14 protein-coding genes and 1 other annotated feature (1 of these 15 only partly in view) are annotated in these 14,522 nt (G+C 35.5%); all 14 genes read right to left on the minus strand.

What is annotated here, in order from left to right; translation table 11 throughout:
- Positions 1-127, minus strand: a binding site (T-box leader) (it extends 90 nt beyond the left edge of the window).
- Positions 125-811: a DivIVA domain-containing protein gene (locus AC07SW_RS02155; RefSeq protein WP_081890693.1), complete on the minus strand. Its 687-nt coding sequence runs from the start codon at positions 809-811 to the stop codon at positions 125-127. It overlaps the preceding feature by 3 nt.
- Positions 812-892: 81 nt before the next feature.
- Entirely contained in the window at positions 893-1,675 is a 783-nt protein-coding gene (locus AC07SW_RS02160) for a YlmH family RNA-binding protein (RefSeq protein ID WP_119908216.1), read from the minus strand.
- 20 nt (positions 1,676-1,695) lie between these two features.
- Positions 1,696-1,986 (minus strand): YggT family protein, encoded by a 291-nt coding sequence (locus AC07SW_RS02165; protein ID WP_034569061.1) that lies wholly within the window; start codon positions 1,984-1,986, stop codon positions 1,696-1,698.
- A gap of 21 nt (positions 1,987-2,007) precedes the next feature.
- Positions 2,008-2,505: a cell division protein SepF gene (locus tag AC07SW_RS02170; RefSeq protein WP_119908217.1), complete on the minus strand. Its 498-nt coding sequence runs from the start codon at positions 2,503-2,505 to the stop codon at positions 2,008-2,010.
- 19 nt (positions 2,506-2,524) lie between these two features.
- A complete protein-coding gene (locus AC07SW_RS02175) occupies positions 2,525-3,199 on the minus strand; it encodes a YggS family pyridoxal phosphate-dependent enzyme (RefSeq protein WP_119908218.1) in 675 nt (224 codons plus the stop codon).
- A complete protein-coding gene (gene ftsZ / locus AC07SW_RS02180) occupies positions 3,200-4,471 on the minus strand; it encodes a cell division protein FtsZ (RefSeq protein WP_119908219.1) in 1,272 nt (423 codons plus the stop codon).
- A 56-nt stretch (positions 4,472-4,527) separates the two neighbouring features.
- Positions 4,528-5,838, minus strand: coding sequence for a cell division protein FtsA (gene ftsA, locus AC07SW_RS02185; protein WP_494632161.1), 1,311 nt, complete (start codon positions 5,836-5,838; stop codon positions 4,528-4,530).
- Positions 5,839-5,990: 152 nt separating this feature from the next.
- Entirely contained in the window at positions 5,991-6,887 is an 897-nt protein-coding gene (locus AC07SW_RS02190) for a cell division protein FtsQ/DivIB (protein ID WP_119908220.1), read from the minus strand.
- 23 nt (positions 6,888-6,910) lie between these two features.
- A complete protein-coding gene (gene murG / locus AC07SW_RS02195; protein ID WP_487528281.1) occupies positions 6,911-8,014 on the minus strand; it encodes an undecaprenyldiphospho-muramoylpentapeptide beta-N-acetylglucosaminyltransferase in 1,104 nt (367 codons plus the stop codon).
- A 30-nt stretch (positions 8,015-8,044) separates the two neighbouring features.
- Positions 8,045-9,427, minus strand: a complete 1,383-nt coding sequence (murD, locus tag AC07SW_RS02200; protein ID WP_135024038.1) for a UDP-N-acetylmuramoyl-L-alanine--D-glutamate ligase — start codon at positions 9,425-9,427, stop codon at positions 8,045-8,047.
- 16 nt (positions 9,428-9,443) lie between these two features.
- Positions 9,444-10,409: a phospho-N-acetylmuramoyl-pentapeptide-transferase gene (gene mraY, locus AC07SW_RS02205; RefSeq protein ID WP_119908223.1), complete on the minus strand. Its 966-nt coding sequence runs from the start codon at positions 10,407-10,409 to the stop codon at positions 9,444-9,446.
- 54 nt (positions 10,410-10,463) lie between these two features.
- Positions 10,464-11,939, minus strand: a complete 1,476-nt coding sequence (locus AC07SW_RS02210) for a UDP-N-acetylmuramoyl-L-alanyl-D-glutamate--2,6-diaminopimelate ligase (RefSeq protein WP_119908224.1) — start codon at positions 11,937-11,939, stop codon at positions 10,464-10,466.
- A 19-nt stretch (positions 11,940-11,958) separates the two neighbouring features.
- Entirely contained in the window at positions 11,959-14,124 is a 2,166-nt protein-coding gene (locus AC07SW_RS02215; RefSeq protein WP_034569043.1) for a penicillin-binding protein, read from the minus strand.
- The gene (ftsL, locus tag AC07SW_RS02220) at positions 14,121-14,498 is read right to left on the minus strand and encodes a cell division protein FtsL (RefSeq protein WP_119908225.1); all 378 of its coding nucleotides are present in this window, start codon (positions 14,496-14,498) and stop codon (positions 14,121-14,123) included. The genes AC07SW_RS02215 and ftsL overlap by 4 nt, the downstream gene beginning before the upstream one ends.
- Between the last annotated feature and the right edge of the window lie 24 nt (positions 14,499-14,522).

Here is a 14,522-nt window from a genome sequence, read left to right on the forward strand (position 1 = left end):
GCTTACTTAGTTTCAGCTAATTGACTCCTAGAGGATCTAATCATAACAGGGACTTGCTAGTCTTTCACCATTCACTAGCTCGCTAAAAGTATTGTTATCATTTTTCTGTTCTATTCAAAGTCATTTATTTTTCTTCTGGCAATTCAATAGCTTCCAGTGTACCTTCTACTCGGTAGTTTAAATCTTCTGGCGATTCTTCTGCTACACTTGTATCAACATCATCAAATTTTTTAATATCTGCGACATCAATTGGTTCTTGGATTGCTACTTCTTCCGTGTCTTCAGTTGCTTTTGGTAAATCTGCTAAAACTTCTTTTAAGGTTGGAATTTCCAAGGTTTCTCCTGGTGTTGTTTGTAACAACTCATCCCATTCCTTGTTGCGTACCATTTCTAATTGTGATTCGATCATTAATTGTAGACGTTGTTTAAACACACGACTTTGTTTTTTCAAGCCATCTGTTTCAATGCTAATTTTGCGTGCTTTTGTAACAGCTTCATCTAGTAAACGATCTGCATTTTTTTCAGCATCCATCATGATAATTTTAGATTCTTTATTTGCATTTTCTTTTACGCGATCTGCTGCCTCTTGAGCTACAATAATCGATTTATTTAAAGCATCTTGCAAGTTATTGAAATGTTCTACTTTTTCTTCGCTGAATTTTAATTGTTTCTCTAATTCACGTTTCTCTTTTAGCACCATTTCATAATCTTTAATGATTTGATCTAAATAATCATTGACCTCATCTTGGTCATATCCACGCATCTTGACAGGGAACTCTTTGTTATGTATATCTAACGGAGTTAACACCATGGAAGACACCTCCAATTTCATTTTATATTGTTGTTTACTATTATAAGCTACAAATGGAATTTCTACAAGAAATGTCTTTTGTTATTTAAAAAGAACACCGAATTGAATTCGCCATTTGTCTTTTTTAGTCTTACCTTCAATTTCTTTGATCTGAATTCGACCAAATCCTCGAACGGATAAAATGTCTAACAAGCCTATTTCAAAATCAGGTCGCAAAATTTCTGCCCAATTCAATTTCACTTTACCAGCTTCAATCAACTGTTTTGCTCGTTGTCTTGAAATATTGAAAATACTCGAAATAATCGTGTCTATTCGCATGGATGAAACCGTCCCGCTAATATAACTCCAATCATCAATTGGGGTTATAATGTCTACATAGGTCCGTTCTTCAACTCGAATCGACACATTGCCAATTTTTTCAATTTGATTTCGAACATAACTTTCCATTGATTCATCTATAAAAAATTGCCAACGCTCACCATCACAGATAATATCTCCAAAAAACTCACGCTTTACACCAGTGGAAATTAAAGTTCCTAAAATTTTGCTATGAGTTAAATTGGCAAACTTTATAGGATAATGAATCTCGCATAAAGAGACCTTAAAATCATCTTGCTTGGGAATAAAATATTCTGGGCAAATAAACGCTCGTTTTCGCTCAGCTGATTCGTATCCGCCAAATAAATACAATTTTAGTTCGCTTCTTTTGCCAATCAACGTTTCAATAATATAGACTTGTCTAGGATCTAAAAACTTGGTCAAATAGGGTGTATATTGATCTTCACATTCTTGAATCCAACCCGTTACAGCATCAATAAAAGAGCGCTCTTCTTTTCTAAAATGCTGATACACATTTTCAATCATCTTTCAGCGCCCCCTTATTCTTATGATGCTATGGTTTGAATTAAAAACATTAAAACATAATAAAGTCCACGATTTACTAAACTTAAAACAATCAATGCCACAATTGGTGAAAAGCTAATCCCTCCAATTGGTGGGATAATTCTTCTAAAGACATCTAAATAGGGCTCACAAAGTCTGGCTAATATTTCTCCTAGCTTAGAATTATAAGCGCCAGGTAACCAAGACAGCAGGGCATAGACAACAATTAAAATAGAATAAATATTAATCGCTTCGGATAACACTCTGTACACAAATATTAAAATATCTATCATATTGTTTTCAAACACCTCTTTCTAGTAGAATTCCTTATCACGCATCATTTCTGTTAACATACCATCAATTTCAACATTTGGTGGTGTACACAAGAAAATTTCATCGCCGATACGTTGAATATCTCCACTAATTGCATAAATGGTTCCTGTTAAGAAGTCCACAATTCGTTTAGCTTGATCTTCTTCAATCCGATTGAAATTTAAAATCACTGATTCATTTGCCATTAACAAATCTGCAACTTCTTGAACTTCTGAATAAACGCGCGGTTCAAAAACAACAATTTTAGATTGAGATGGAATCGCTTGTTGATTCAAGGGAACAACTTTATTGCTTGTCTTAACAGCGTTGACATTGCGTGTGTTAAATGATGATTTACTTTTTGGTTCAGTGTAAGCTTTCTCTTGAGCTTGAATAGGCGCTGCTGCTTTTTCAGTTTTTTGATCGTATTCTTCATACTCATAATCTTCTTCTTCATCATTTAAACCAAAAAATTGGCTAAAATTACCCATGAGTCCCATATTCTCGTCCTCCCTTATTTTAGTCTTTAAACAAAGCTGTTCCAACTCGTACAAATGTCGCGCCTTCCTCGGCAGCAATCTGATAGTCATTACTCATTCCCATACTCAATTCTGTACAGGGAGCGTATGAAATGCCTTTAACTTGAATCGTATTTTTTAGTTGATAAAGAGTTGAAAAGGCTTTGCGAATAGTTGCTTCATCTGCATCGATTGGAGCCATTGTCATTAGACCGATGATTTTTATTTTAGAATAGTCTTGTAAAGAATCAATAAAAGCTTCAATCTCTGAAGGATTTATGCCATGTTTCGACTCCTCACCTGTAACATTCACTTCAAGAAAGCAATTGATTGTGTGTTCTGCACGCTTTTCGATTTCCTTAGCTAAAGAAATGCGATCTAACGCATGAAAATAATCAATTTCATTAATAACTTGCTTCACTTTTCTCGTTTGTAAATTACCAATATAATGCCATTTGATGTCATTATCTGGTAAATAAGTTTTTTTTGCTTGTAAACCTTCTGGTCTATTTTCAGCTAAATGACGAATTCCTAAATCATAAATTTCTTTTGTTGCTTCATTAGAAACAGCTTTTGTCACTGCAATCAACGTTACATCTGAGCGTTTACGCCCAACTGTATTAATTGCTTGGCATAGCGTTGACTCCACTGCTTCTAAATTTTTAGAAATTGTCATTTATTTACGACGTCTTCTAAAGAATGGTGGTGTGTCTAAACTATCATCGTCATTTCCATGCCCTTTTTCTGGCGATGAATCGCGTTTAAATACATCAAAATCAGCTTTTTCTGTTGGTGCTTCTTCGCGTCCACTTGTTTCACGAACATTAGGTTCACGACGAATATCCCAATCGCCAAACGGATCTTTTTCAGCTTGGTTGCTTACAGGTGCTGATTGGCTTTGTTCTTCGTTGCGTTTGCTATAAGGTGTTGCTTCATTTGTATTTGAAAAACTACGCGTTCTTGAACTATCGCGTCGAGCTTCTTGCCCACGTTGATTGTCAATCCCAGTCGCAATTACGGTTACGATTACTTCATCGCCAAGTTTTTCGTTGATTGATGTTCCAAAAATAATATTTACTTCAGTTGTTGAAGCTGCTGAAACGATATCAGAAGCGTCTTGTGCTTCAAATAAGGTTAAATCTGGTCCACCTGTAATGTTTAACAATACTTGCTCAGCACCATCAATAGATACTTCTAATAATGGTGAAGAAATCGCTTTTTTAGTTGCTTCAGCTGTTCTGTTTTCACCACTTGCCATACCAATTCCCATCAACGCAGAACCTTGATTTTCCATAACTGTTTTTACATCAGCGAAATCTAAGTTTACATATCCTGGAGCTGTGATTAAATCTGAAATACCTTGTACCCCTTGGCGTAATACGTTATCTGCTTCGTGGAAAGCTTCTAACATTGGTGTCTTTTTGTCAACGATTTCTAGTAAACGGTTGTTTGAAATAATAACCAATGTATCTACATGGTCTTTCATTTCAGAAACACCTTCTGCAGCAAAACGGCCACGTTTTGGACCTTCAAAAGTAAAGGGCCTTGTAATAACACCAACAGTCAATGCACTTTGTTCTTTTGCAATTCTAGCAACAATTGGTGCAGCTCCTGTTCCTGTTCCGCCACCCATACCTGCAGTAACAAATATCATATCTGCTCCACTTAAAGCTTCTGCAATTTGTTCTTCACTTTCTTCTGCAGCTTTACGTCCAATTTCTGGATTTGAACCTGCTCCAAGACCTCTTGTTAATTTTGGTCCTAATTGAATTTTGATTTCAGCATTTGAACTTTGTAGTGCTTGAATATCCGTATTAGCAACGATAAATTCAACACCTTTAACACCTTCATCAATCATACGATTTACTGCATTGTTTCCTGCTCCACCGACACCAATAACTTTAATGACAGCACCGTTGTTTATCATTGAATCAAATTCTAATTCCATCCTATTTCCTCCTACTAACATCGATTATTTTCTGTTTTATCATTCGTCTATGTTGATTAATCAAAGAAGTTAGAAAAGAAATTTTTTGCCTTGTTGCTTAACTTATCTTCTTCTTTTTTTGGCTGTTTTTCTTCTCGTGGTGTTGGGGCATTATTTTCAAAAACGTGTTCTTCAACGTGGTGTTGGTTCACTCGTTCATCCATATGATGCACTTTCCGACCTTTTGATACTGCGTGAATCTCATCTAAATTAGCCACATATTCAATCAAACCAATTCCGGTAGAAAAGGCTGGGAAACGCATGCCCATTTGATCTGGAACATATAGTTTCACATTGATTTCAAAAATATCTTTCGCCAATTCAATCACTCCTGGTAACGAAGCCGCTCCACCAGTTAGAACGATTCCTCCTGGTAATTCTCTTGCACCAACAATATCTAATTCAGCTTTTATTTTTTCGAAAATTTGAACTAAACGAGCTTCAATAATTTCTGATAAATATTGTTCATCAATTTTGACTGGCTCATTTTTGCCAATCGTTTCAACTGGAAAAACTTCATCAGGAGAAGTTTCTTCTGGCAATGCAAATCCATAATCACGTTTAATTTTTTCAGCATTTTCAAGGGTGGTATTCAAAATAATTGAAATATCTTTTGAAACGTATTCGCCACCTTCTGGATCAACAAATGTATATTTTAATTGATTGTCATGAATAACAGAAGCAGAGGTTTGTCCACCCCCCATATCAATGATAATCGTTCCAAAATCACGTTCGCCTTTTGATAAAGCGATACTTCCAACTGCAAGAGGTTGAACGACGATTTCCTCAATTTGTAATCCTGCCTTTTCTACACAACGTTTTGTGTTATGTAAAATCGTTTTAGGTCCTGTTAGCATCGTAGCGTGCATTTCTAAACGAACACCAATCATTCCTCTGGGGTCACGAATCCCATCAAAGCCATCAACAATAAATTCTTCTGGAATCACCGAAATAATTTCTCTTTCTGGCGGAACTGATCTTACCATTGCTGCAGCCATTACATTTTCAACATCCAACTCACTAATTTCACGATTATCTCCTGAAACGGCAATCATTCCATGGCAACTTTCAATTTCAACACTATTTGATGGAATTCCAACGATGACATTGTTAATATCCATATTTGCTTTTTGTTCAGCTTGTTTAACTGCTTTTTTTATTGATTCAACTGTTTGATCGATGTCGACAATAATCCCTCGACTTAGACCTTCTGATTTTTCATTTCCAACTCCAATAATGTTCATTTGACCATTGACATACTCAGCAACTACTACTTTTATTGAAGTGGTTCCAATATCTAGACTCACATAAATCCCAGTATTTCCCATTAATTGAAACCTCCTTAATTGACCTAAGATTTTAGTTTTTCTCAATAAATGATACACATTTTTAATTTTACCATATTTATCAGTATTTTACGAAGATTTTAGTAGAATTATTCTGTACATTATTAATTTTGTTATTTTTTTTTACTTTTTTATTAAAATGGTTCGAAATAAACGCCCACTTCCATATTTATAATTCCTTTTTGGTCCCCTAAACTTTTTACAAAGCTAGGATAATACGCCATTTTTTCAGCAAAAGATGGGATACTTGCTTGCACTAAATTTCCATCATTCATATTTATTTTAATTAAATAGTCATCTGTTTTATTGGATTGATGCTCAATATCTGACATACTATTTTTAATGTCGCTGCTTAACTGGCTGTATTGTAAAATCATTTCATCTAAAGCAGGTCCTTCTTTAAAATTCTTAAAGATTGGAGGATTGCCTATTGAAACTTTTCTACTTTCTTTTACAATTTTTCCATTTTCTAAAATATTGTAGTATTGATCGTCTTTAGCTAAGTAAGCTACCGTTTTATATTCTTTGATTGCTACCTCATAGCTGTTAACTCCATCGAATTTTAAATGGACTGATTTAACTTGATTTAATTTCCCTTTAATTTCTTGCTCCATCTTAGCTCGATTAAAATAAGCTTCCCATAAAGAGTCTCCTTTTTTCAATTGACTGGCGTCAATAACCGACTGGTCAAAAACTTCATTTGTACCAGAAACAGTTACTTTTGAAATGCGGCTTAAAGGTGAAATAAAATAAAGAATCACTAAAATTGTAAAAGAAAATAAAAAAACCATTGGAATCAATCGACGCAACATCTTTCTTCGTCTTTGTTCCTTTAAACGGGGTAGCTTGTGTTCCATTGAGAGCACTTTTTTTTCAGCTTTGTTTTTCTTTTTTTCTTCACTACTAACTGTTTTTTCACTATTTTGTTCAGCTGCTTTTTTTTGCTGTTCTTGCTCCCAAGGAGTTAAAGAAGGCGCAGGCTCTTTAGCAGTATTTTTTTTATACGAACTTCTTTTATTCCAATTTGCCATGCGTCTTCGCTCCCTTCTCGTTTTTAGTTGTTTATTAACTTATTGATTAAACGAATCAATCGATCACTGGCGTCAACTACACCTAATTTTTTTGCTTCTTTTGCCATTTCTTCACGTAAAGGTTCATTCAACATTAATTCGTCTGCTGCTTGAATAAATTGCGCTCCATTTAATTCATTGTCTGGAATCAAACGTGCTGCATTGTGATGAGATAGACTTTCAGCATTTTTTGTTTGATGGTCATTCGTGACGTATGGGCTGGGAATTAATATACTTGGCAAACCTAATGCCGTTAGTTCAGCCAGCGTTGTCGCTCCACTTCTTCCCATTACCACCGAAACATTTGCAAAAACTTCAGGCATATTGTAAATATATGGAACAACAGCCACATTTTTGTTTTGGAGATTTAATTTTTCAACTTCTTGATTGATTTTTTCATAATGAACTTCCCCAGTCGCAAAAAGAACTTGATAGTCTTTTGTTGCTAATTCTGGTAAAGCTTCAAGAAATGCTTCATTAATTTTTCTAGCTCCACGACTCCCACCAAAAATCAATAGTGTTGGAGTTTGAGTTGCTAGACCATATTCAGTTAAAACAGGTGATTTTTCAATATTCGCTACTTCTTGGGCTCTTGGATTCCCAGTTAAAACTACTTTATCTTGGAATTTAGGGAATTCAGCTCTTGCTTCTTCAAAACAAATTGCAATTTTAGATACAAAGCGAGCTAAAAATTTATTGGTTACGCCGGCAACACTGTTTTGCTCATGGATAATGGTAGGTACATTCAATTTAGCAGCTGCGTAAACAACAGGACCGCAAACATATCCACCCGTTCCAATCACAATATCCGGTTTAAATTCTTTTACAATTTTTTTTGAATCTGCTACACTTTTAAAAAATAATTGAATCGTTTTAAAATTAGAAAGTGATAGAGAACGTTTAAAACCTTGAATTTCCACTGTTTTAAATGGAATTCCCGCTTTTTCAACAATCTTCTTTTCTAACCCTTTTTCTGTTCCAACATAGAGAACTTCAACAGTGGGATTCATTACTTGAAGACGTCGAATCAGGGCTAGAGCTGGATAAATATGTCCACCAGTGCCACCACCAGATAAAATAATTTTCATAATAATAACGTAAGGCTTTTTAATAAAGCATTACTCCTCCTGTTCTTCAACTTCTTCAATCAATTGATCAATTGCATTGATAAACGCATCGCCACGAACTTCAAAACTACGGTATTGATCCCAACTAGCGCACGCTGGAGATAATAAAATAATTTCTTCCGGTTCACTTAATTCATACGCAACTGGGACTGCTGCTTCAACGTTTTGAACATGTTGAATGGTTTTAACTCCTGCTTCAACACCTGCTGCTTCAATTTTACTAGCTGTCTCACCAAAAACAATGAGCGCTTTGACGTTTTTTAAAGCTGGAACCAATTCTTCAAAACCATTTCCTCGATCCAAGCCGCCGGCTAATAAGATGACCGGTTTACTGAATCCTTTTAATGCATTTTCAGTTGCTAAAATATTCGTTGCTTTAGAGTCATTATAGAATTTACGTTGTTTAAACTCCGTCACAAATTGCGTCCGATGTTTAACACCTGAAAAATTCATTAATAACTCTACAATGTTTTCATTGCTTTGTCCTACTAATTTTGCAACCGCAATTGCAGCCAACGCATTTTCAACATTATGCTCACCTGGTACGACAATATCATTTTTATTCATAATAGCTTCATCTTGATAATAAATCATGTCACCTTTTACATAAGCGCCATTTTTTAAACTCTCTTTTCTTGAGAATGGAATAATTTTTGCTTTACTTGTTTTAGACAATTCACGCAACTCTTCTTGATCCCAATTTAAAATTAAATAGTCATCTGCTGTTTGATTTTCAGTAATACGCCATTTGGCTGCTACGTATTCGTCTCGTGAGCCATGATAATCAATATGGGCTTCAAAAATATTGGTGATGACAGCAATTTGTGGTCGTAATGTTTTAATTCCCATTAATTGGAAACTTGATAACTCAATCACGATTTCATCATCTTTAGTTGCTGTTTGAGCAACTAAACTAGCTGGTGTCCCTATATTTCCTGCAACATAAGCATGACCATTTTTACGGTTATGATTTAAAATTTCAGCAATCATCGTGGTAGTTGTTGTTTTCCCATTAGTTCCAGTAATGCCGATAATTTTACTTTCAGCAACTTCATAAGCTAATTCAACTTCTGTAATAACAGGTATTCCTTTTTCAATTGCACGATGTACAATTGGGTTGTTGTACATGATACCAGGATTTTTTACAACTAATTCAAAATCCTCATCTAACAATTCAACTGGATGTCCGCCTGTTACAACCCGAATTCCTGATTCTAAAAGTTCTTGCGCTTCTGGGTTTTCTTCAAAGCTCTTATAATCGTTAACGGTAACTAATGCGCCTAATTCATGCAACAATTTAGCCGCGTTCACGCCACTCATTGCTAAACCGACAACCAATACTTTTTTATGTTCGTAAGCTGTTACTTTTTTCATTCTAAAAAGCCTCCTGTTAAAGAATAATCACTAGTGCTAAAGCGGCTGCAACTAAACCAACAGCCCAAAATGTTAAAACAACACGCCATTCACTCCAACCACTCATTTCAAAATGATGATGGATTGGACTCATTTTAAAGACACGTTTACCAGTTAATTTGAAGGATGTTACCTGAATCATAACGCTTGCCGTTTCAATAACAAAGATTAATCCAATCAATAGCAATGACCATTCTTGATGTAACAGAATAGAAACAGCTGCTAATCCGCCACCTAATGCTAACGAACCAACATCTCCCATAAATATTTTTGCTGGTTTTTTATTAAAGAAAAAGAACCCAACAAGTCCACCAATTACAGCTAAACAAAAAATCAAAATATCTGTTTGACCTTGTTTAAATGCTAAAACGGCATACGCACCATAAGCAATACTTGCCGTGCCTGCCACCAAACCATCTAAACCATCTGTTAAATTAACTGCATTTGAGAAACCAACTAACCAAACAATAACAAAAACAGCATACAACCACCCAATATTCACTTCACCAAAAAACGGAAGATACAATAATGTATCTAAGCCTTCTATTCGGTATACAGCAAAAAATACAATACCGCCAATAATTTGACCGATTAATTTTTGTTTAGATGTCAAACCAAGATTTCTTTTTTTAAAGACTTTGATAAAATCATCTAAAAAACCTAAAATACCGTAAAGAACTAGGATAAACATTAGCAACCCTAAAGATATCGTTAAGGATTTTTGCCAAATGCCAACCCAAACACTCGTAATAACAATGGCGATTAGGAAGACTAAACCACCCATTGTCGGTGTTCCAGTTTTCACTTCATGCCATTTTGGACCGTCTTCTCTTGTTGTTTGTCCTAATTGTTTCATTCTAAAATAACCAATAAATATTGGCATAGCCATAATTGTTAGTGCAAAACCACTGACAACTGGCATTAACATTTCTGTCCAATGCATGTTCAACCGCTCCTAATTTTCAGTGACGACCATCACTTTTTTAAAGATTCTCTGCTACATTTCATGAAATTTCAAAATCGCTTTTTCTGCTTCTTCAACATCATCAAAATGATGTTTCGTTGTACCAATAATTTGATAATCTTCATGCCCTTTACCTGCAATCAGCACCACATCATTCGGTTTTGCTTGTTGAATAGCTGATTCTATTGCTTCACGACGATCTACCATCAGCTGATATTCCTCATCTACAAGTTCACTTACTACATCTTTTAAAATTAAAGTTGGATCTTCTGTTCGAGGATTGTCAGAAGTAAAAATAACATGATCTGCAAAATCCATTGCCACTCGTGCCATTTTAGGACGCTTCGTCTTATCACGATCGCCTCCACAACCAACTACACAATAAACTTCTCCTACTTTAAATTCATTAACTGTTTTTAGCACATTTAATAATCCATCTGGAGTGTGTGCATAATCGACAATTACAGCAAAATCTTGGCTGCCTTTCACAAGTTCAAAACGACCACGAACGCCACGAACGGATTCAAGTGATTGAATAATACTTGAAAGCTCTAATCCCGCTGCAAAAGCAGCTGCCATTGCTCCTAAGACATTTAAAACATTAAATTTCCCTACTAATTGTAGGGATACTGGATAACTTGAACCTTGAAAATTCAAGTCAAAGCTTGTACCACGATTAGTAATTTGAATATTTGTCGCTTTAAAATCTGCCTCTGATTCGATTCCATAGCTAATAACAGGTGCTGCAGTCATAGAAACATAGCTTCTTCCAACTGGATCATCTGTATTTAAAATAGCGAACTTAGGACGATCTTTTTGGTACGTATTGCCTAGTTGTGAAAACAATAGGCTTTTGGCATGGGCATACTCTGCCATTGTATGATGAAATTCTAAATGATCTTGGCTTAAATTAGTAAAAACCGCAATATCAAAATTCGTTCCCCAAACGCGTCCTTGTACTAGCGAATGAGAGGAAACTTCCATCGCACATGTTGTCACGTTTTTTTTACGCATCTCACGAAACGTCTTTTGTAAGGTTAGACTATCTGGTGTAGTATTTTTTGTTTCAAAAATCTCATCACCAATTCTGCGATACATCGTTCCGATAACGCCGGTTACTTCGTGATGATCTCTAAAAATTTGATCAATCAAGTGAGTAATTGTTGTTTTGCCATTTGTTCCTGTTACACCAATCAATCTCAATTCATCACTAGGATGCTCGTAAAAAGCATCTGCCAAAATCGCCATTGCTCTCGTTGTATTAGGCACATAGACAACCGGAACTGAAACGTCGATTGGTTCACTTGCAACGATTAGAGAGGCTCCGTTTGCTACAGCTTCTTGAGCGAAATCATGCCCATTAAATAACGCACCTTTGATACAAATAAATAGCGATCCGACAGTTATTTCACGATTATCTTGAGTTAAATGCGGAATATCTAGTTCTTTTGGAATTTCTTTTTCAACTGTTTTTAAAGTTAAATTGGCTACTAAATCAATAGCGTTCATTATTTCTCACCTTTTCTTCTTATCTAGGCGGAGCTAAGGTAACGTTAATTTCAGGCACACCTTCCATGTTAGCATTTTCTGGTAAACTCTGAGTTGTTACAAAGCCATCTCCATCGATTTTAAATTTTTGACCGGTTATTTCTGATACTTTAAGAACGTCATTTTTTGACCATCCTGTCATATTTGGCATCGTCATCGCTCCGTTTGTCAATAGCACTACTTTTTGACCTGCCAAAATAGTTGATTCTGGTAGAGGTAATTGCTGTACTATTGTATCACCATTTCCGATAATCGTCACATTTAATTTTTTATCTTCTAATGTTTTTAATGCTTCTTCTTTTGTGATGCCTGTTACTTTACTCATCTCAACCTTGTTAGAATCACTATCATCCGGTTGATTGCTTAAATCTTGGTATTGTAATGCTCTTTTCATAATTGGGTTAAAAACATCTGCTACCATCCGTCCGCCTGTAACTGTGCCATCATATTTTTGTGGTTGTTTCATTGTAACGTACAGCACTAGTTCCGGATCATCAGCCGGTGCCATTCCTACTACTGAGAAAATGTAGTTGTTGTCTCCTGTATAATATTTTTTTGTATCAGGATTTACAATTTCGGCTGTTCCGGTTTTAGCAGCAATTTTATACCCGTCAATTTGGTATGCTTGACCTGTTCCGTTTTCACTGTATACCACATTTTGCAAGTAGTCCAATTCTTTTTGTGCTGTTTCAGGAGTAATTGGTTCCCCTACTACAGTTGGCTTTGTAATGGTTTGCTTGCCTGTTTTTGGATCAACTGTTTTATCTACAAAATAAGGTTTCATCATTTTTCCGTTGTTCGCAATCGCGGAATAGGCTTGCATCATTTGAAATGCTGTAACGGTAACCCCTTGACCGAATGCTGTATTTGCTTTTTCTAATGGCCACTCATAAGGATTGCTTCCGGTACTTTCATTAGGTAAACCAGAATTGGTTGACTTTCCAATTCCAAAGGCATCCATGTAATTTTTCCAGGTTCCTTCTCCCATTTGTTCCATTAAATTAACAAAAGCAACATTACTTGAACGCTCTAATCCTTCTAAATAACTAATTTGGCCCCAGCCAACTTTGTTATGATCTCGAATTTCTCCACCTTCAACTTTTTTAACTCCAGACATAAAGGTCGCATTCGGATTGAATTTCCCTTCATTAAGTGCTGCCGCTAATGTTAAAACTTTCATGGTAGATCCAGGTTCAAATGTATCTTCTACTAATAAATTTTGCCAAAATGATAGGTCTTCCAATGTTTCTGCATTGAATGAAGGTCGCTGAGAAGCAGCCATAATAGCCCCAGTTTTGGGATTCATTAGTATTGCCGTCATATTTTTAGGTGCATATTTCTCATTTACTTCTGTCAGCGTACTTTCCATAAAGACTTGCATCCGATTATCTAGAGTTAAATAAACATCTTTGCCATCTTTTGGTTTTACTTCTTTTGGTTTTGAATTTGGCAATGAATACCCAAAAGAATCTTTCTTGTACTCAATTTTTCCATCTGTACCTTTTAAGATGTTGTTGTATGCTTGCTCAGTTCCCATAATACCGTCTAAAATATCATTTTTTATTTCGCCTGTTTCAGTATTTTTATCAACTTGTGCCAACCCAACTAGATGAGAAGCAAAGGTTCCGTTTGGATAAAAGCGAGTTGTGGTTTCATCAAAAACCAAACCAGTTAATTTATTTTTATCAATGTTGCTTTTAATTTCATAACTTAAATTTTTCCCGGCATTTCCAAATTCAACTTGATCTACGTTTGGAGTATTTAAACGCTCTAAAATTTCTTCTTTACTCATATTGATATTTTGGGATAACACTTCAGCTGTTTTTTCTTTGTCTACAACATGATTCGGATGTTCCTTATCTTTTGACCATTTATCGGTTAAAACAGCCACTAACGAATAAGAAGTAGCATCTAATGCAACCGGTTTTCCACCTATATCATAGATAGTCCCACGTTTTGCCTTCAGTACACTACTTCTCGTATAAAGTTCATTTACTTTCTTCGACAGATTCTCACCGTTAATTTGTCCTTTAACCATAATGTAAGAAAATCGACTAATGAACACTACAAATAGCAACGCTGTAGTAAAAAATAGAATGACCGCAATTTTTTTTCGGTTTTTTTGTGGGTTTTTACTATTTTTCATTTCGAAACATTCCTTACATTATTTTCATTCATTTTCAATCCTGCCGCTCCTGCAATACTATAGACACGATCATATCTTGATAGCTCTTGAATCTCTTGATGTAAATTCTCATTTACTTTTGAAATATCCGCAATTTTCGTTGTCGTATCTTGCAATGAGCGATTGGTAGTAGCAATTGAGATTTGCATCGTGATACACGCTGAAATCAACGCAAAAGCAATGATTGCAACGGCTCCCAGCAAGGCTTTTTCAAACTTTGTTATACCAGCTGTCCTGGGAGCAGGCATATGTATGCTTGTTTGATCAGGAATACTTGGGGATCTCTTTGGAATATCAACTTCTAGTTCTCTTGCTAAACTGCTATTTTGCGCCATATCGCTTTCTTCCCTTCTATTCGC

Source organism: Carnobacterium sp. GW821-FHT04C06, assembly GCF_059420345.1.

Excerpts from the sequence above, each read along its gene's own strand:
- AC07SW_RS02170 (WP_119908217.1), bottom strand. The coding sequence starts at position 2,505 with ATGGGACTCATGGGTAATTTTAGCCAATTTTTTGGTTTAAATGATGAA.
- murD (WP_135024038.1), bottom strand. The coding sequence starts at position 9,427 with ATGAAAAAAGTAACAGCTTACGAACATAAAAAAGTATTGGTTGTCGGT.
- mraY (WP_119908223.1), bottom strand. The coding sequence starts at position 10,409 with ATGCATTGGACAGAAATGTTAATGCCAGTTGTCAGTGGTTTTGCACTA.
- ftsL (WP_119908225.1), bottom strand. The coding sequence starts at position 14,498 with ATGGCGCAAAATAGCAGTTTAGCAAGAGAACTAGAAGTTGATATTCCA.
- AC07SW_RS02160 (WP_119908216.1), bottom strand. The coding sequence starts at position 1,675 with ATGATTGAAAATGTGTATCAGCATTTTAGAAAAGAAGAGCGCTCTTTT.
- AC07SW_RS02165 (WP_034569061.1), bottom strand. The coding sequence starts at position 1,986 with ATGATAGATATTTTAATATTTGTGTACAGAGTGTTATCCGAAGCGATT.
- murG (WP_487528281.1), bottom strand. The coding sequence starts at position 8,014 with ATGAAAATTATTTTATCTGGTGGTGGCACTGGTGGACATATTTATCCA.
- AC07SW_RS02175 (WP_119908218.1), bottom strand. The coding sequence starts at position 3,199 with ATGACAATTTCTAAAAATTTAGAAGCAGTGGAGTCAACGCTATGCCAA.
- AC07SW_RS02190 (WP_119908220.1), bottom strand. The coding sequence starts at position 6,887 with ATGGCAAATTGGAATAAAAGAAGTTCGTATAAAAAAAATACTGCTAAA.
- AC07SW_RS02215 (WP_034569043.1), bottom strand. The coding sequence starts at position 14,124 with ATGAAAAATAGTAAAAACCCACAAAAAAACCGAAAAAAAATTGCGGTC.
- ftsZ (WP_119908219.1), bottom strand. The coding sequence starts at position 4,471 with ATGGAATTAGAATTTGATTCAATGATAAACAACGGTGCTGTCATTAAA.
- AC07SW_RS02210 (WP_119908224.1), bottom strand. The coding sequence starts at position 11,939 with ATGAACGCTATTGATTTAGTAGCCAATTTAACTTTAAAAACAGTTGAA.
- ftsA (WP_494632161.1), bottom strand. The coding sequence starts at position 5,838 with ATGGGAAATACTGGGATTTATGTGAGTCTAGATATTGGAACCACTTCA.
- AC07SW_RS02155 (WP_081890693.1), bottom strand. The coding sequence starts at position 811 with ATGGTGTTAACTCCGTTAGATATACATAACAAAGAGTTCCCTGTCAAG.